This is a genomic window from Streptomyces sp. NPDC094032 (assembly GCF_040303965.1).
Classification (GTDB): Bacteria; Actinomycetota; Actinomycetes; order Streptomycetales; family Streptomycetaceae; genus Streptomyces.
The window spans coordinates 50,561-66,243 of sequence record NZ_JBEOUE010000016.1 but is presented as its reverse complement, the minus strand read 5'-3'; the positions used below and the strand labels follow the sequence as shown (position 1 = coordinate 66,243).

Genomic DNA, 15,683 nt, shown 5'->3' with positions numbered 1-15,683 from the left:
CTCAGCCCTCGCCCACGTAGTCGTCGATGCGCGCGGCGACGTCGACCGCGTCGGTCATGCAGAGGCCCACGCCGTACGAGTCGGAGTCCATGACCTCGGTGGTCAGCTCCCCGGTGATCGCCGAACGCCACTGCCCGACGGTCTCGTTGTCCTTGGCGAGCAGCATCAGCGCGTCCACGTCGAGCGGCTCCGGGCGGTACGTCTCCAGGGCCCGCGCGTTGGTGCGGAAGGCCCGGTAGACGCGCTCGGCGAAGCGGGTGGCGCCCGGGGCCGCCGCGGCCTCGGCGCCGAACAGCACCGCGGCCACCTCCTCGTACACCTTCTCGTGCTCGGCGTCGGCCGGGTCGAGCGAGGCGTGCTCGGTGTGCGGGGCGATCAGCCGCAGCATGTCGTAGCGGTACTCGACCAGCCTGGCCTGCTCGGTGCCGGGCTCCTCGTCGCCGGTGCGGGAGCCGTCCAGGTAGCCGTCGACGATGACCAGCTTCTGGAGGCCCAGGCCGCGCTCCTCCGCGAGGCGGGCGATCTCGTAGCCGATCACCCCGCCCGCGCAGGCGCCGACCAGGTGGAAGTCGTCCTCGCCGAACTCGTCCTCGATGAGGTCCGCGTACTGCCGGGCCAGCTCCCGCAGGTCGTCGGAGACGGCCACGTCGCTGATGTGCGGGGACTGGATGCCGTAGCAGGCGCGGTCGGAGCCGAGCAGCCGCACCACGTGCCCGTAGCCGTCGACCAGGCCCATGCCGGGGTGGATGAAGACCAGCGGGGTGCGCGCGCCCTGGTTGCTCATGCGGATCACGGACCGCTCGGTGGGCGCGGTCTGGAGCAGCGCCTTGGCGGCGCACAGCTTGCGGATGGTGCGGTGGCGCAGCAGGTCGCCCATGTTGAGGGACCAGCCGAGCCGCTGGTTGATCTGCTCGATGGTGACCAGGGCCAGCAGGGAGTCGCCGCCGGTCGCGAAGAAGTCGTCGTCGAGCGTGACCGTCTCCCGGTCGAGCGTGGTCTTCCAGATCTCGACGAGGCTCTGTTCCACCAGGCTCTGACCCGGCGTGACCTCGGACTCCTCGATGGTTGTCTGCCGAGCACTCACAGCGGAACTCTCACTTTCGTCGACAAGTACGGCTGGGTGGGGGGTGGGCGGTGCTACGCCCAGCCGCCCGTGAAGGGGATGACGTCGCCGGTCAGGAAGTCGGCGGAGCCGCTGGTCAGGAAGACCACCAGGTCGCCGATCTCGCGGGCGGTGCCGAGGCGGCCGGCCGGCAGCAGGCCGCGCAGCTTCTCCCGGCCCTCGTCCGTCGCCCACGCCTCCGGCGGGTAATAGGTCTCGCTCTCCAGGAAGTTGGGGGCGATCGCGTGCACGACGACCCCGTGCGGGGCGAGCTCGCGGGCGGCGGCCTGCGCGTACACGGAGGCGGCGGCCCGCAGCGAGCTGTAGACCGCGAAGCCGTGCTCGGGCCGCTGCGGGGCGGCCGAGGTCAGCACCACGATGTGGCCGCGCCCCGCCCGCTTCATGTGCGCGGCGGCCTTGCCGAGGACGGCCGCCGGGGTGACGATCAGCGCCTCGGCGGCCCGCCGCAGCTCGGCCGCGTCGGGCTGGTCGACGGGCTGGAAGCGGGCCGGGTAGACGTCGTTGCTGACCAGCACGTCGAGCCGCTCGAAGCGCTTGACGGCCTGGCCGACCGCGCCGGCCGGGGTCCTGGCGTCACTGGCGACGGCGCCGTCCCGGCCCTCCTCGAAGGCGGCGCGGGCCGCCTCGTCGAGGAAGTCGTCGTCCTGGCAGAACACCGTGTACCCGGCCTTGCGCAGCGCCTCGACCGCGCCGGGCCCGGCGTAGCGCGTCGCCTGCGTGACCAGGGCGACGCGCTCCGCCGGGGCGGCCGTGCGGGAGCCGGGTGAACCGGCGGCGGAAGGGGTGTCCGCGCTCACGCGGCACCGCCGATGAACTCCCGCAGCATCGTGTAGACCTCGGGGTCCGGGATCAGGATGTCGTGGTGGGTGCCCGACTCCCGCTCCTCGACCCGGGCCTCGCCCAACACCAGGTCGCCGAAGTGGCGCGCGGTGTCGGGGTGGGTCATCCGGTCCGTGCTGCTCGTGGCGATGAGCACCCGCTGGGTGATCGCCCGGGCCGCCTCGTTCGCGTCGTACGCCATGAGCGCGTAGTTCTGCTTCGCGTACCGGTGGAACAGCTCCACGTCCCCGTACGGGTAGAGGATGAACGGCGCGAGCCGCGGCTCCACACCGAACAGCATGTTGGGGTCGAGGAAGAGGGTCAGCGTGCCCCGGGCCTTCTCGACCCCGGCCGCGGCCGTGGCGAGCACGCTCATGAACTGCTTCTGGAACGGGGTGCGCATGACCCCCGCGCCGAAGTTCAGGTCGGGGTGGAGCACCGTGAGGGTCTCCACCCGGTCGCCGAACTCGGCGGCCGCCGCGACGCCGACCGGCGCCCCGCCGCAGATCCCGACCAGATGGGCGCGGGTGATCCCGTACTCCGTGAGCAGCGCGCCCATCAGGGCGGTCTCCTCCGCGAAGTCGCCCACCGGGGTGTCCAGTTCACGCCAGCCGCCGAACAGATACGGATTCTCGTACGTGACGACGAGCCGGCCGTCCGGGCCCGAGGACAGCTCCTCCAGCCAGGGCCGGAACAGCGAGGCCGGCACACCGGAGGGCAGGATCAGGACGATCGCCTCCTCACCGGCCGGACCCGCGGAGAAGGCCTCGAAGGCGGGCACGCCCGGGGCCTCGATCCGGCGCCGGCCCGGGAGGGCGGCGAGCCCGGACGGGCCCGCCGCGAGGTCCTCCGGCTGCCCCGAGCTCTCGGCGACGGGACGCCAGCTGCCCAGCTCCAGGTCGACATAGGTGCTGAGGGCGACCTCCAGGGCGGACGGCTGCTGGGGGGCGGTCGCCTCGAACCAGGGGACGACCAGGCCGTACGCGTCGCCGACGGCGGCCAGGACCTCGTTGCAGCGGGCCGCCTCGGCCGCGGAGTACTCCTCCGCGGCCCGCTCGCCGGCCGGGAAGACCCGCAGGGTCTTCGACGACGCGGCGAGCAGCGGCTGGCACAGTTCGAGGACCTCGACCACGCTCAGGGTCTTGGTGGTCATGTCAGAACTTCTTCCCCCGGGTGGTCTCCGTGACCATGCGGTTGGCGGCGTTGTTGTTCTCGCCGCTGACCAGGACGGAGCCGTAGCGGTCCAGGCTGATCCGGCCGCCGTACTCCTCGATGTGCTCGCTGTCCGGGTAGACCGTGACCGTGGACGGCACGTAGCGGGAGGCGAAGCCCATCCGCATCTCGTTGGTCTTGCCCTCGTGCGGGTGCGAGGCGTGCATCAGCGTCGACCAGAAGATGATGAACTGGCCCGGCCGCATGACCTGCGAGACGGCCGCGTCCTCGTCCGGCGTCCAGTTCGGGTCCTTCTGGAGCTGGCGGTAGTCGTAGCCGAAGAAGCCGCGGCGGACGCCGTCCTTGTCGACCGAGTTGATCGAGTTGGGGTCGTAGTGCATCCGCTTGGTCTCGTCGTAGTTCATCGACTCGTGCGTGCCGGGGATGAACTGCAGGCAGCCGTTCTCCACGGCGGCCTCGGTGAACGCCGACCAGACGGTGATGGTGCCGCCGAAGTCGGAGTTGTCCGGCCACAGGATCTGCGGGGTGCCCGAGGCGTTGGCGAAGGTGTCCGCCTGGTGCCAGTCGGTGCCCTCGTCGCCCGGGTGCTTCGGGAAGAACTCGGTGCGCCAGCAGATGACGTCCGGGCCCAGGATGGAGTTCACCCGGTCGACGATCTCGGCGCGCCCGATGTGGGAGGCGAGGAAGTCGTTGTCGAGGTGACGGTCGTAGTTGGAGATGTTGGTGGCGCCGGCCAGCGCGTCGTCCGGGTAGACGGCGTCGCTGCGGTCGAGCAGCTGGAGGCGCGTCTTGCGCCACTGCGCCTTCATCTCCTCCGGCGTGTAGAGCGTGAACGGGCCGATGAAGCCCTGCCGGTGGAACTGCTCGATCTCCTCCGGGGAGAGCGCGAAGGTCTTCTTGGCTTCGGTGGTCATGTCCGTGTCTCCTAGCGGGAGGTGAGGGCGAGCTGGTTCTGGACGGCGGCGGCGAGAGCGGCGATGTTCGCGCCCTCGGCGAGCGTCCCGACGTTGAGGCTCAGCCGGTACCGGTCGTTGACGACGCTGAGCATGTGGATCAGGGAGAACGAGGTGCCGCCGAGGTCGAAGAACTCGTCGGTGTCCGCGATGGCGGCGGCGTCGCCGGTGCCGAGGACCTCGGCCCAGATGCCGCGCAGGGCGTCCTCGACGGAGCCGCCGGCCGCGCTCTGCTCGCGGGCGCTGTCGGCGGCCTCGGCGAGCTGGAGCTCCAGCCGCTTGCGCAGGACGCTCTCGTCCAGCTTGCCGTTGACGGTGACCGGGAGTTCGTCGATGGCGAGGTACGTGGAGGGCGCCATGTACGCGGGCAGCGCGGCGGCCACGGCCTCCTTCAGCGCGGCGGTGAGCGCCTCGGCGTCGGTGCCGGCCTCGACGACCGGGTAGGCCACCAGGCGCGGGTCGCCGGAGCCGAAGTCGGCGACGAGGACGACGGCGTCGCGGACGGCGGGGTGCTGCTGGAGCACGGCCTCGATCTCGCCCGGCTCGACGCGGTAGCCGCGGATCTTGACCTGGCGGTCGGCGCGGCCGGCGTAGGCGAAGTGGCCCTTGGCGATCTGCACACCGCGGTCGCCGGAGTCGTACCAGCGCTCGGTGGTGCCGTCGGCGAGGGTGCGCTCGACGAAGCGGGCGGCGGTCAGCTCCGGGTGGCCCAGGTAGCCGCGGGCGACACCGGCGCCGGCCACGTGCAGCCCGCCCTCGGTGCCGAGCGGCAGCTCCGCGCCCTGCTCGTCGAGGACGGCGAGCCGCAGGTCGGCGATGGGGCGGCCGATCAGGCTGTCGCCCTCGCCGGACAGGTCGGCCTCGGAGATGACCTTCCACGTGACGTGGACCGTGGTCTCGGTGATGCCGTACATGTTGACCAGCGCGGGCGTCTCGATGCCGTGGCGCTCCACCCAGGGCTTCAGCGAGCGGTAGTCCAGCTTCTCGCCGCCGAAGATCACGTACCGCAGGTCGAGCGGCTGACCCTCGGCGGCGCTCTCGACGGACATCAGGTTCCGGAAGGCCGACGGCGTCTGGTTGAGCACCGTGACGCGCTCGCGGCGCAGCAGCGTGAGGAAGGCCTGCGGGTCGCGGGCGGTGTCGCGGTCGACGATCACCAGGCGGCCGCCGAAGAACAGCGCGCCCCAGATCTCCCACACGGAGAAGTCGAAGGCGGTGGAGTGGAAGTTGGTCCACACGTCGGTCTCGTCGAAGGCGAAGACCGGCGCGGTGGCGGTGAACAGCCGGACCGCGTTGCGGTGTTCGATCTCGACGCCCTTCGGCTCGCCCGTCGAGCCGGAGGTGAAGATGACGTACGCGAGGCTCTCGGCGTCCGCGCCCTGGTGCCCGGCGGGCGCCTCGGCGATCGTCTCCGGCAGCGCGTCCACCCGGACGACCTGACGGCCCTCGACGAGGGAGGCGGTCGCGGCGTGGGCGACGACCAGACCGGAGTCGCAGTGGCCGAGAACGAACTCACGGCGCTCGGCCGGGTAGGCGGGGTCGACCGGCACGTAACCGGCCCCGGCCTTCAGGATGCCGAGCAGGCCGACGACGAGCTCCGCACCCCGCTCGACGCAGAGCCCGACCCGCTGGTCCCGCCCCGCACCGGCGGCCCGCAGCGCCCCGGCGAGCCGCTCGGCCCGCTCGTCCAGCTCGCGGTAGGTGAGCCGGGTGCGCCCGTCCGTGACGGCGACGGATTCCGGGAATCGGGAGGCGGTCCGCTCGAAATTCTCGTGGAGGGTGACACCGGATTTCATTGGACGGAATACCTTTCCCAGAAATGAACGAGACAGGAGGGGAGGAGAACGGAATACGCAGGTGGAATACGCACCTGGGCTGCGCGGGTGGAATTCGGCGGGACTCGCTGGCCTTCTCGAATGTGTCAGGAGCCGCAGGGCCCTACAAGGGATGCGCGGTGGCACCAAGGTGCAGTGGCTGCAAGTGGCCAGGAGGCGCCGGGGGGCGCCGGGGCGGGCGCCAGGGGGTGCCGGGGTGGGCGCCCGGGCGGGCCCGCGTGCTCAGAGCGGCCGCCCGGCGTCCTCGACGACGGAGACGACGGAGACGACGCCATGGCAGAGCCCGAGATCCCGCCCCTCGCGGGGAACCCGCAGCTCGACCCGTACCCGGTCGCCGGGCGGCGGGCGCAGGAGCAGGTGCTGTACCGCGGCGAGAACCCCGGTACCGGCCTCGGGGGCGGAGCCGGCGGAGACGTAGAAGACCGTCCGGTAGACGTGCTCCACGTGGCATCTGGAGACCTGGGGGACCACCCGGGCGAGATCGTCGAGATCGATCCGCGCCTGCCCGAATTCACCGGGCGGGAGGTCGAGATGGATGGCGTACATGGCAGAGAGAATCCCAGTCGCATACCGGACTTCGGCCCGATGTACGGGGCAGCTTGATGCCATGGCAGCAAAGGGCCCACCGATATCCGGTGAGCCCTTTGTAATGTTCGGACCGTATACGAGAACGAGCGCGCGGCCGACCGTATTCGGCCAGGAGTCAGAGCCAGCCGGCCCGTTCGGCCAGCACGCCGGTCTCGAACCGGCTGCGGGCGCCGAGGCGTTGGGAGATCGTGGACATCATCCGGCGGGTGGTGCGCAGCGAGAGGCCCAGCTTGCGGGCGGCCACCTCGTCGGTGTGCCCCTTCTGGAGCAGCCGGAGCAACTCGATCTCCTGCTGGGTGGGTTCGTCGGCCGCGGGCTGCTGCTTGCCGTGCAGCGGGACCGCGCTCTCCCAGACCATCTCGAAGAGCGCGAGCAGGGCCGTGACGACCCCGGGGGCGCGCAGGATGACCGCCCCGGCCCGGGTGTCCTCCGGGCTGACCGGGAGGAGCGCCACGGACCGGTCGGCGATCAGCATGCGCAGCGGCAGCGAGGGCGTGGTCCTGATCTCGCCGCCCAGTTCGGAGAGCCAGCGGGCGTACTCGGTGGTGGCCCGGTCGTTGCGGACGCTGTCGAGGTAGATGGTGCGCAGCTTCACCCCGGCGGCCAGGCTCTGCTCGTCGAGCGGCCGGCTGGCCTCCAGCGCCTCGGGGCTCTGGGCGCCGCCGGGCATGAAGGCGAGGATCTCGGTGTCGGCGTGCCTGGCGAGTTCGGACAGCCGGGCGCGCACCTCGTTGACGCCCTCCAGCTGTTCGAGACCGGCGTTCCCGTGCCGGGCGCGCTGCGAGGCGTAGATCGCGGTGAGCTCGGCGGTGGCGGCCCGTACGGCGGCCAACTCCAGTTGCTGTGAGTGGATTTCGGTTTCGCGCCGGTGAATATAGGCGGCGAGGCCGACCTCCGGACTTATCGGGGCGACGTCCGTGGCGTCCTTGGCGGGATAGAGCATGGACAATTCCGCCAGTTTGTCCAGACAGCCGCGGACGGTCGTTTCGTCCGCCCCCAGCTCCGCGGCGATCTCCGTGATCCCCCACCGCGGCTGGGTGATCACGAGCCGGTAGACGTCGACACAGGTCTCGTCCTGCCCGATCAGCGACGCGAGCGACGAGAGCCCGGCGCCCTGGCGCGTCCCTCCGCACGGGTCGGTGAAGCCCCCCATTTTCTCACCTTCAGTCATCGGGTCGATCATTCGAACCATTCGATCGCCCCGAATCAATCGGCCCCGGAGTGGTCATTTCCGGCGAGGAGATCAGGGCACCCTTTTGGGTGAGTGACATTACAGGATGGGGCCTGTACTGGATACTGCGTAAAAACGAGGTTTAGAAACCGGGACCATGGGAACCGATCGGCGAATGATGAAAAATAAATGAACGTCAGACGGAACGGGATCCGTCCGTCTCTCTACGCCTCGCCGAGGACCTGTCCCGCGCGGTCGGCGAGGTGGGCGGGTGGCTCGATCCCGGCGGGCAGGGCGGGATCGGCGACGAGCGCGCCGAAGCGCGTGACGACGGGCAGCACGCCCGCCCAGAGCCCCAGCTCGGCGTCGGGCGAGTCCCCGTCGTCCGGCGGCCCGCTCGCGATCTTGACGGAGGCCTCGGTGAGGTCGAGGGCGACGAGCGAGGTCGCGGCGAGCTCCTTGCGGCTGGGCTGCCGGGCGTACTCCCACTGCCCCGGCGTCGACCGCTCGGTGAGCACCCGCAGCCCGCGCAGCTTCTCGTCGGGGTCGGTGACGATCCGCGGGACGCCGTAGATCATCGCGCAGCGGTAGTTGACCCCGTGCTCGAAGACGGAGCGCGCGAGCACGAGCCCGTCCACATGGGTCACGGTCAGACAGACGACCCCGTCGGGCGCCTGCGCGAGACTGCGGCTGGCGACGGACCCGTGCACGTAGATCACGTCGCCGTCGACCCCGTACACGGTGGGCACGACCATGGGACTGCCGTCGACGACGACCCCGAGATGACAGAGGAACCCGGCCCCGAGCACGGCGTCCAGATCCTCCCGCCGATGGCTCCCGTTCTCCCGCATCCGCCGCAGCCGAGTCCGCTCGGTGATCTCCACGCCGTTCCCCTCCCCTGGCCGGCCCAGGGGCCGGCTCCCGTTCGCGATCATGTCCGCGAGTGCGATCAAACCCCGCCGGGACGAGAATGAAAAGTGCGGACATCACACGTCCCGGCGGCCTCCGACGCCGTCGGCGAGGAGGACGCCATGGACTACCCCCTCCTGAACACGTTCTGGACGATCATGTGGGTGTTCCTCTGGGTCCTCTGGTTCATGCTGCTCTTCCGCATCATCGGCGACATCTTCCGCGACGACGGGATGAGCGGCTGGGGCAAGGCCGGCTGGACCGCCTTCGTGGTCCTCCTCCCGTTCCTGGGCTGCTTCGTGTACCTCATCGCCCGCGGCAAGGAGATGGGGATGCGCGAGACGCAGCGGGCCCGCAGCAACGAGCGGGAGTTCCAGGAGTACATCCGCGCGGCGGCCACGGCGAACGAACAGCCGCCCACCGGCCACGCCGACCAACTGGCGAAGCTGGCCGACCTGAAGGACCGCGGCGCGATCACGCCCGAGGAGTACGCGCGGGCGAAGGAGAAGGTGCTGTCCGGCTGAGCAGGCCCCGGCACATGCACGGCGACGGAGAGGATACGCGGCCATGGACGTAGGACCGGTCGAATACGTCGTCATCGCCTTCCCCGGCAACCGCTTCCGCGGCGAGATCGCCCCGGAACTGAGAAACCTCGTGGCGAGCGGCACGGTACGGATCCTCGACCTGACCTTCATCAAGAAGGAGGCCGACGGATCGGTGGCGTACATGGAACTCGACGCACTGGACCCAACGGAGTCCTCGGTCTTCGACGACATAGACGGTGAAATATCCGGCCTGTTCAGCGACCAGGACCTGTCCCTGATCGCCGAAGAACTCCCCCCGGACTCCTCGGCCGCGGTGCTGCTGTGGGAGGACACCTGGGCGGCCGGGATCACGGGCGCGATACGCAGGGCGGGCGGGGAGCTCCTCGCCCACGAGCGCATCCCCGCCGAGGCGGTGGAGCACGCGTTCGAGGACGCCGCCTGACAAGAGGAAGGTGAGCACCATGCTGGGTCGTGGCGTCAGGCGCGCGGGCCGCCCCGGTCTGATCGGGGTCGCGGCCAGAACCGCGGTAGCGGCCGGCACGGCGACCGCGGTCTCCAACCGGGTGGCCCGCCGCCAGGCCGAACGCGCGGCACCCGAACAGCCGCCGGTGGCCCCGGAACCGGCCATGGCGGACCTGACCGACGAAGCGATCAGCAGCCTCGAACGCCTGGGAAAGCTCCACGACCAGGGCGTGCTGTCGGACGAGGAATTCGCCCTGGGAAAGGACCGGATCCTCCGGCGCTAGAAGGAGCAGGCCATGACCGAACAACCGAAGGCGACGAGGACGACCGCCGAGAAATGGGCCTCGGGGGGCACCCTCTTCGGCGGCGTGGTCCTGAGCGTCGTGGGCGTCCTGGACATCTTCCAGGGAATCGCGGCGATAGCGAAGGACGACGTCTACACCCGAGTCGGCGACTACGTCTTCAAGTTCGACCTGACCGCGTGGGGCTGGATCCACCTGATCCTCGGCATCCTCGCCGTCCTGGTAGGCCTGGGCCTCCTGAAAGGCATGAGCTGGGCCCGAGCCGCCGGCATCTTCATCGCCGCCCTCACCATCATCACCAACTTCATGTGGCTGCCCTACACCCCCTGGTGGGCCCTGATCCTGATAGGCGTCTCCACTTTCGTCATCTGGTCCTTGTGCAAGGACTGGGGGCATGAACACGGGTGACGCGGAGAGCTCCGCTGAAACAGGAAGCCCCAGGTCGGAGTGGATCCGACCTGGGGTTTGATCTGAACCGCCTTCGGGATTCGAACCCGAGACGTACGCATGGCATGCATCCACGAGTTCGCTCTGCGGAGGGAGCATCCGCCTGCAGCTCGGAATCCCGTCTCCTCAGACCAGAGACTCACGTCATCGACTTGCGCACACCACACGCTCCAAGCTGACCACCCTCGTGACTCGCACAAGGCTCACGCCCTCGACTGCCGAGTTCGACATGCCTTGGCTGGAACTGATGCTGGGGCGCTGCGGTCCTGCGAAACTGGCGGACCAGCCGATGCGAAGCGTGGAACAATCACCTCCCGCGGGCCGCACCCGAGCGAGATCACCCCATACGCCCTTGGAGACATCCTTGACGACGACCAGCCCCGGGGGGCTCGACGCGCAGCCCACCGCCACGACTTACGAGCTGGGAGACTTGATCCCGCTGGCCTGGGGCGGACGGATCCGCGTCCCTCATTTCCAGCGCGATTTCCGCTGGCAGAGCCAGGATGTGCTGCGTCTGTTCGACAGCATCGTCAAGGGCTACCCCATTGGCAACCTGCTGTTGTGGGTACGTAAGCAACAGGCAGAGGAATTCATGCTGGGCCGACTCCGGCTGACGGCGCCCGCGCACGACGAGTCACTTTGGGTCGTAGACGGTCAACAACGCCTGACGAGTCTAGCCAACGCGTTGAGCACCGACGGGCACCCCTACAAGCCTTTCAACGTCTACTACGACCTGGCTGTGAAGGAGTTCGTGGAGAGCCCACAGTCTCTGGAGCCTCACCACATCGCCCTTCCCGTCCTTTTCGATTTGAAGAAGCTGCTCAGCTGGTTCCGGACCGACGGTTTGACCGCTTCTGAGTACTTCGATGAAGCCGAGCGGGTGGCCACCACACTTCGGCAGTACAAGGTCCCCGCCTACCTTGTGCGCCAGGACGACAGGGCTGTACTCACCGACATCTTCGACCGGATGAACAACTTCGGTCGGAAGCTAAACCGCGGCGAGATCTTCTCCGCACTGTACTCAGGTGAGGAGGAGGGCTCCGACGAGCGTTTGACGCTGGCCAAGATTTCGGACAACGTCGCGGCCCGAACCGGCTTCGGCAGCATCGACATCGGCACCGTCCTCGCGTCGGTCCTGGCGCGCCGCGGCCCGGACCCCATGCGGGACATCCGTGTCGAGTTCTCCGTGACAGGACGCCGCACGCAGTCGGAGTTCCCCGACGAAGACGAGCCCACTGCGTTCTCACAGGGTGAGGAGGCGATGGTTCGGGCGGTCGACTTCCTGATCAAGGAAGCTGGCGTTCCTCATATCTCGCTGCTGCCCTATCGGGCCCTGCTCGTGACCCTTACTCGCTTCTACGCGCACTTCCCGCATCCCCAGCCCAATAACCTCCGGTTGCTTCGGAGGCTGTACTGGCGACTCTCGCTCGTCGGACCCATGGTCTTCAGAGGCAGTTTTACCCAGTTCAGCCGCACGCTGGGCGGGAAAATTCGGCCCGGCGACGAAGAAGGCTCTCTCCGCGCCATGCTGGACACCATCTCGGACGCGAAACCGGTGCTGCCCAGTGCCGATCGCTTCCGCACGAACGAGGCGACGACAAAGATCATCCTGAGCGCCTGGTGGTCCCTGAGCCCACGCTCGCTCACGACGGGAGAAATCCTGGACGCTCAGAGCCTCAATGCTCTGCTGGAGCAGGACAGGACCGCAGCCAACGCCGCCCCGATGATCTACCCTCGGATCAAGGATGCGCGGTCGAGACTGTCCCCTGCCAACCGCCTGTTCCTGCCCACAGGCGTTGATCCGGTGTCCGAGCTCCCAGCAGCCATCGCGAGGCAGCCACTGGACGTCGATGATCAGACCTGGGATGCCGTACTCACCTCGCACCAGCTCGATCGCGACGTCGCCGGGTTGGCCGATCGGGATCGCGACGCCTTCCTGGCAACGCGCCAGGAACGCATCCGCGAGCAGTTGAACGACTTCATCCACCGCATGGCGGAGTGGGCCTATGAGGACACTCCGTCGCTGGACACATTGGACTTGGACGACGAATTCGACGATCTTGAAGAGACCGAAGTCCCTACCGTTCCCGAAGGTTACTGACCCACCGCGTCGAAAGCCGTCACCAGCGAGAAGGACCACTCACCCGATGGGAACCCCATCCGAGATCTACTATGCGGTCATCCTCCACGGACAGCGCATCGGAACGCTGTGCCAGAAGGGCGACTACACGCGCTTCGTGATGAACAACCTCTACCTGGAGGACCCACAGCGACCCGTTCTGGGACTACGGTTCGAGGAGAACCTCAGAGCGCCGTACGCGTCTGCCCTACGGCTCCCCAAGTGGTTCTCCAATCTGCTCCCCGAGGGGCCGCTTCGCGAATGGATCGCCGACGCCCGGGGAGTGTCCCTGGATCGGGAGATGGAGCTTCTGGCGCAGGTCGGGCACGACCTGCCGGGGGCCGTCCAGGTTCTGCGCGCCGAAGGGCCAGAGGACGGCTGGGAGTGGCAGGATCCCTCAGCCCACGGAAAGCGACCTCCAGAGAGAGCTGGAAGCGACTCCCCCTGGCGTTTTTCCCTGGCAGGGGTAGCTCTGAAGTTCTCCATGCTTGCACACGGCGACCGGCTGACCGTTCCGGCTGTCGGGGAGCTTGGCGACTGGCTGGTCAAGTTCCCCGACTACAGACATACGGACGTGCCGCGCAACGAATTCGCGATGATGTCCCTAGCCAGGTCGGTCGGTATCGATGTTCCCGATGTTCGCCTGCTCCATCGCGACCAGCTCGAAGGGCTGCCCACTCGCATGTGGCCGAACTCCGAGGAGTGGGCGTATGCCGTACGGCGCTTCGATCGCGCCGAGGACGGCAGCCGGTCACGGATCCATATTGAGGACTTTGCGCAGGTACGGGACAAATATCCACAGGACAAATACCTGTCGACCTTCGAGACTGTCGCAGCGCTTGCGTATCGAGGTCAGGACATGAGCTCTCTCCGCGAGGCAGCACGCCGGATCGCGTTCTCAGTTGCCATCGGAAACGGCGACGCACACCTGAAGAACTGGTCCCTGATCTACCGCGATGGCCGCACACCCACATTGTCCCCGGTGTACGACTTGGTCTCGACAGTCCCTTATAGCCCTGACGACAAGCCTGAGGATCTAGGGCTGAAGTTCGGCGGCAGCAAGCGATTCAACGGTGTGACGTTCGCTGCCTTCACGCGACTGGAACGCGCATTGGACCAAAAGTTCGGCGCCTTTGGCGCTCATCTTGCGGCTACAGCGGAAGACACGATCCGGGCTGTCCGCGAGCGCTGGCCCGACCACGAAGAGGCTCTCGCAGGCAATCCGTCGCTCCGCAACGACGTGAGCACCTGGATCTCCCGAACAACCGGCCGCCTGCTCGGGGAGCGCTGATCAACGTGGGGTCGCCGAACTAGTCACGGACAGCTCGGGACCGACACCACAGGACCCGCAGGTCCCTATGTGTTGATGAGCCTGGCCGTAGACCCAGCAACACATAGGGATGCCATGTTGAGGCTGTACTCCAGTCCCACTTCCCGCAGTAAAGCAAAAGCCCCAGGTCACGGTGAGTGAGTCCTGGGGCTGATCCGAGCCGCCTTCGGGATTCGAACCCGAGACCTACGCATTACGAGTGCGTTGCTCTGGCCAACTGAGCTAAGGCGGCATGCCGTGCGGTCCCATGGTGGGTGCAGCAGCGTCGCCAAGTCTACACAGTTTCCGGGGGTGCCCTGACCACGGGCGGCGGTGGGGGCTGCGGGGGCTATGAGCAGCGCTTTCCGTTCTTCGGGGGGGTGCCCTCCAGGAGGTAGGTGTTGATCGCCGTGTCGATGCAGTCGCTGCCTCGGCCGTACGCCGTGTGGCCGTCGCCCTCGTAGGTGAGGAGGGTGCCCGAGGAGAGCTGGGCGGCCAGGGAGCGGGCCCACTTGTAGGGGGTGGCCGGGTCGCGGGTGGTGCCGACGACGACGATCGGGGGCGCGCCCGCCGCGGTGATGCGGTGGGGGCGGCCGGTGGCGGGGGTGGGCCAGTAGGCGCAGTTCAGGGCGGCCCAGGCGAGGCCGCGGCCGAAGACCGGCGAGGCCTGCTCGAAGGACGGCACCGCCTTCTCCGCCTCCGCCGGGCCCGCGAAGGCCGGCGGGAGGTCCAGGCAGTTCACCGCGGCGTTCGCCGACATCAGGTTCGCGTACGAGCCGTCCGCCTCCCGCTCGTAGTAGCTGTCCGCCAGCGCGAGCAGCCCCGAGCCCTCGCCGCCCATCGCCCGCGTCAGCGCCTCCCGCAGCTGCGGCCACGCCACCTCGTCGTACATCGCGGCGATCACGCCCGTCGTCGCCAGCGACTCGCCGAGCCGGCGGCTCTCCCCCGTCGGCACCGGCTTCGCGTCCGTCTCGCGGAAGAAGCGCTGGAGCGCGGCGGTGGCCGCCGGCACGGACTCCGTGCCCAGCGGGCAGTCCGGCTTACGGACGCAGTCCGCCGCGAAGGCCTTGAACGCCGTCTCGAAGCCGCCCGTCTGGTCCCGGTTCAGCTCCGCCGCCGACAGCGACGGATCCATCGCCCCGTCCAGGACGAGCCGCCCCGCCTTGCCCGGGAAGAGCTCCGCGTACGTCGCGCCCAGGAACGTCCCGTACGACGCCCCCACGTAGTTCAGCCTCCGGTCGCCGAGCACCTCCCGTACGACGTCCATGTCACGCGCCGCCGCCACCGTCGAGACATGCGGCAGCACCCGGCCCGAGCGCTTCTCGCAGGCCGTCGCGAACTCCTCGTACGCGGCCGTGAGCGCCCGCGTCTCCGCCGCGTCGTCGGGGGTCTGGTCCACCTGCGTGTACGCGTCCATCCGCGGGCCCGTCAGGCACTCCACCGGCTCGCTCCGGGCCACGCCCCTCGGGTCCACGCCCACCAGGTCGTACCTGGCCCGGACCTGCGCCGGGTAGCCGATGCCCGCGAACCCCTGGAGATAGCCCACCGCCGAGCCGCCCGGGCCGCCCGGGTTGACCAGCAGCGAGCCCAGCCGCTTCCCCGGGCCCGTGGCCCTGACCCGCGAGACCGCCAGCTTCACGTCACCCGCCTCGGGCTTCGCGTAGTCCAGCGGCACCAGCACGGTGCCGCACTGGAAGTTCGCCACACCGCAGTCGCGCCAGGCCACCTTCTGCCCGTAGTACTTCCCCAGCGCCGCCGCGCCCGCCGCCCTCGGCGCCGTACCCCCGGAGGCGGACGGCGCGGCGGCGTCGCTGCCGCCCGTACAGCCGGAGAGGATCAGCCCGGCGGCCGCTAGGGCCGTGGCGGAGATGCGGAACAGGCGCCTGGAGTCCATGACCGGAGCGTATCCGGACGAGTACGGACCGTGT

General features: G+C 69.0%; 15 protein-coding genes and 1 tRNA gene. 6 read left to right on the top strand and 10 right to left on the bottom strand.

From position 1 onward, the window contains the following. Position 1: 1 nt before the first annotated feature. The 8 genes from ABTZ54_RS22440 to ABTZ54_RS22405 form a co-directional block, all read right to left on the bottom strand. Positions 2-1,084: a thioesterase domain-containing protein gene (locus tag ABTZ54_RS22440; RefSeq protein ID WP_351665923.1), complete on the bottom strand. Its 1,083-nt coding sequence runs from the start codon at positions 1,082-1,084 to the stop codon at positions 2-4. Between the two features lie 53 nt (positions 1,085-1,137). Then, positions 1,138-1,920, bottom strand: coding sequence for an SDR family oxidoreductase (locus ABTZ54_RS22435; protein ID WP_351665921.1), 783 nt, complete (start codon positions 1,918-1,920; stop codon positions 1,138-1,140). Continuing rightward, a complete protein-coding gene (locus tag ABTZ54_RS22430) occupies positions 1,917-3,095 on the bottom strand; it encodes an alpha/beta fold hydrolase (protein ID WP_351665919.1) in 1,179 nt (392 codons plus the stop codon). Before ABTZ54_RS22430 ends, ABTZ54_RS22435 begins: the two co-directional genes overlap by 4 nt. A gap of 1 nt (position 3,096) precedes the next feature. Next, a complete protein-coding gene (locus ABTZ54_RS22425) occupies positions 3,097-4,029 on the bottom strand; it encodes a chlorinating enzyme (RefSeq protein WP_351665917.1) in 933 nt (310 codons plus the stop codon). Positions 4,030-4,040: 11 nt separating this feature from the next. Beyond that, positions 4,041-5,864, bottom strand: coding sequence for an amino acid adenylation domain-containing protein (locus ABTZ54_RS22420; RefSeq protein WP_351665915.1), 1,824 nt, complete (start codon positions 5,862-5,864; stop codon positions 4,041-4,043). Between the two features lie 261 nt (positions 5,865-6,125). Further along, positions 6,126-6,449 carry a hypothetical protein gene (locus ABTZ54_RS22415; RefSeq protein WP_351665913.1) on the bottom strand — a complete coding sequence of 108 codons (324 nt, stop codon included), beginning with the start codon at positions 6,447-6,449 and terminating at the stop codon, positions 6,126-6,128. 157 nt (positions 6,450-6,606) lie between these two features. After that, positions 6,607-7,644 (bottom strand): helix-turn-helix transcriptional regulator, encoded by a 1,038-nt coding sequence (locus tag ABTZ54_RS22410; RefSeq protein WP_351665911.1) that lies wholly within the window; start codon positions 7,642-7,644, stop codon positions 6,607-6,609. A 242-nt stretch (positions 7,645-7,886) separates the two neighbouring features. Further along, a complete protein-coding gene (locus ABTZ54_RS22405; protein ID WP_351665909.1) occupies positions 7,887-8,597 on the bottom strand; it encodes a pyridoxamine 5'-phosphate oxidase family protein in 711 nt (236 codons plus the stop codon). A gap of 96 nt (positions 8,598-8,693) precedes the next feature. Between ABTZ54_RS22405 and ABTZ54_RS22400 the strand changes: the two genes are divergently transcribed. From ABTZ54_RS22400 to ABTZ54_RS22375, 6 genes are all read left to right on the top strand, one after another. Next, on the top strand, positions 8,694-9,095 hold the full coding sequence (locus ABTZ54_RS22400; RefSeq protein WP_351666168.1) for an SHOCT domain-containing protein: 402 nt from the start codon (positions 8,694-8,696) through the stop codon (positions 9,093-9,095). Positions 9,096-9,138: 43 nt separating this feature from the next. Further along, positions 9,139-9,558: a DUF6325 family protein gene (locus ABTZ54_RS22395; protein ID WP_351665907.1), complete on the top strand. Its 420-nt coding sequence runs from the start codon at positions 9,139-9,141 to the stop codon at positions 9,556-9,558. 19 nt (positions 9,559-9,577) lie between these two features. Beyond that, complete coding sequence (locus ABTZ54_RS22390) at positions 9,578-9,862, top strand: SHOCT domain-containing protein (RefSeq protein WP_351665905.1); 285 nt, start codon at positions 9,578-9,580, stop codon at positions 9,860-9,862. A gap of 12 nt (positions 9,863-9,874) precedes the next feature. Next, positions 9,875-10,288: a DUF7144 family membrane protein gene (locus ABTZ54_RS22385; RefSeq protein ID WP_351665903.1), complete on the top strand. Its 414-nt coding sequence runs from the start codon at positions 9,875-9,877 to the stop codon at positions 10,286-10,288. A gap of 403 nt (positions 10,289-10,691) precedes the next feature. Then, positions 10,692-12,428 carry a GmrSD restriction endonuclease domain-containing protein gene (locus ABTZ54_RS22380; RefSeq protein ID WP_351665901.1) on the top strand — a complete coding sequence of 579 codons (1,737 nt, stop codon included), beginning with the start codon at positions 10,692-10,694 and terminating at the stop codon, positions 12,426-12,428. A gap of 46 nt (positions 12,429-12,474) precedes the next feature. Next, positions 12,475-13,737, top strand: coding sequence for a type II toxin-antitoxin system HipA family toxin (locus ABTZ54_RS22375; RefSeq protein ID WP_351665899.1), 1,263 nt, complete (start codon positions 12,475-12,477; stop codon positions 13,735-13,737). A gap of 197 nt (positions 13,738-13,934) precedes the next feature. On the opposite strand, the gene ABTZ54_RS22370 is transcribed toward ABTZ54_RS22375, so the two are convergent. Next, positions 13,935-14,008 (bottom strand) — tRNA-Thr (locus ABTZ54_RS22370). 96 nt (positions 14,009-14,104) lie between these two features. Then, positions 14,105-15,649 (bottom strand): alpha/beta hydrolase, encoded by a 1,545-nt coding sequence (locus ABTZ54_RS22365; RefSeq protein WP_351665897.1) that lies wholly within the window; start codon positions 15,647-15,649, stop codon positions 14,105-14,107. Positions 15,650-15,683: the final 34 nt, after the last annotated feature.

Bases quoted from the DNA above. Each gene is read 5' to 3' on its own strand.
- ABTZ54_RS22385 (WP_351665903.1), top strand. From the start codon at position 9,875: ATGACCGAACAACCGAAGGCGACGAGGACGACCGCCGAGAAATGGGCC.
- ABTZ54_RS22410 (WP_351665911.1), bottom strand. From the start codon at position 7,644: ATGGGGGGCTTCACCGACCCGTGCGGAGGGACGCGCCAGGGCGCCGGG.
- ABTZ54_RS22375 (WP_351665899.1), top strand. From the start codon at position 12,475: ATGGGAACCCCATCCGAGATCTACTATGCGGTCATCCTCCACGGACAG.
- ABTZ54_RS22395 (WP_351665907.1), top strand. From the start codon at position 9,139: ATGGACGTAGGACCGGTCGAATACGTCGTCATCGCCTTCCCCGGCAAC.
- ABTZ54_RS22405 (WP_351665909.1), bottom strand. From the start codon at position 8,597: ATGATCGCGAACGGGAGCCGGCCCCTGGGCCGGCCAGGGGAGGGGAAC.
- ABTZ54_RS22430 (WP_351665919.1), bottom strand. From the start codon at position 3,095: ATGACCACCAAGACCCTGAGCGTGGTCGAGGTCCTCGAACTGTGCCAG.
- ABTZ54_RS22390 (WP_351665905.1), top strand. From the start codon at position 9,578: ATGCTGGGTCGTGGCGTCAGGCGCGCGGGCCGCCCCGGTCTGATCGGG.
- ABTZ54_RS22420 (WP_351665915.1), bottom strand. From the start codon at position 5,864: ATGAAATCCGGTGTCACCCTCCACGAGAATTTCGAGCGGACCGCCTCC.
- ABTZ54_RS22365 (WP_351665897.1), bottom strand. From the start codon at position 15,649: ATGGACTCCAGGCGCCTGTTCCGCATCTCCGCCACGGCCCTAGCGGCC.
- ABTZ54_RS22425 (WP_351665917.1), bottom strand. From the start codon at position 4,029: ATGACCACCGAAGCCAAGAAGACCTTCGCGCTCTCCCCGGAGGAGATC.
- ABTZ54_RS22400 (WP_351666168.1), top strand. From the start codon at position 8,694: ATGGACTACCCCCTCCTGAACACGTTCTGGACGATCATGTGGGTGTTC.
- ABTZ54_RS22415 (WP_351665913.1), bottom strand. From the start codon at position 6,449: ATGTACGCCATCCATCTCGACCTCCCGCCCGGTGAATTCGGGCAGGCG.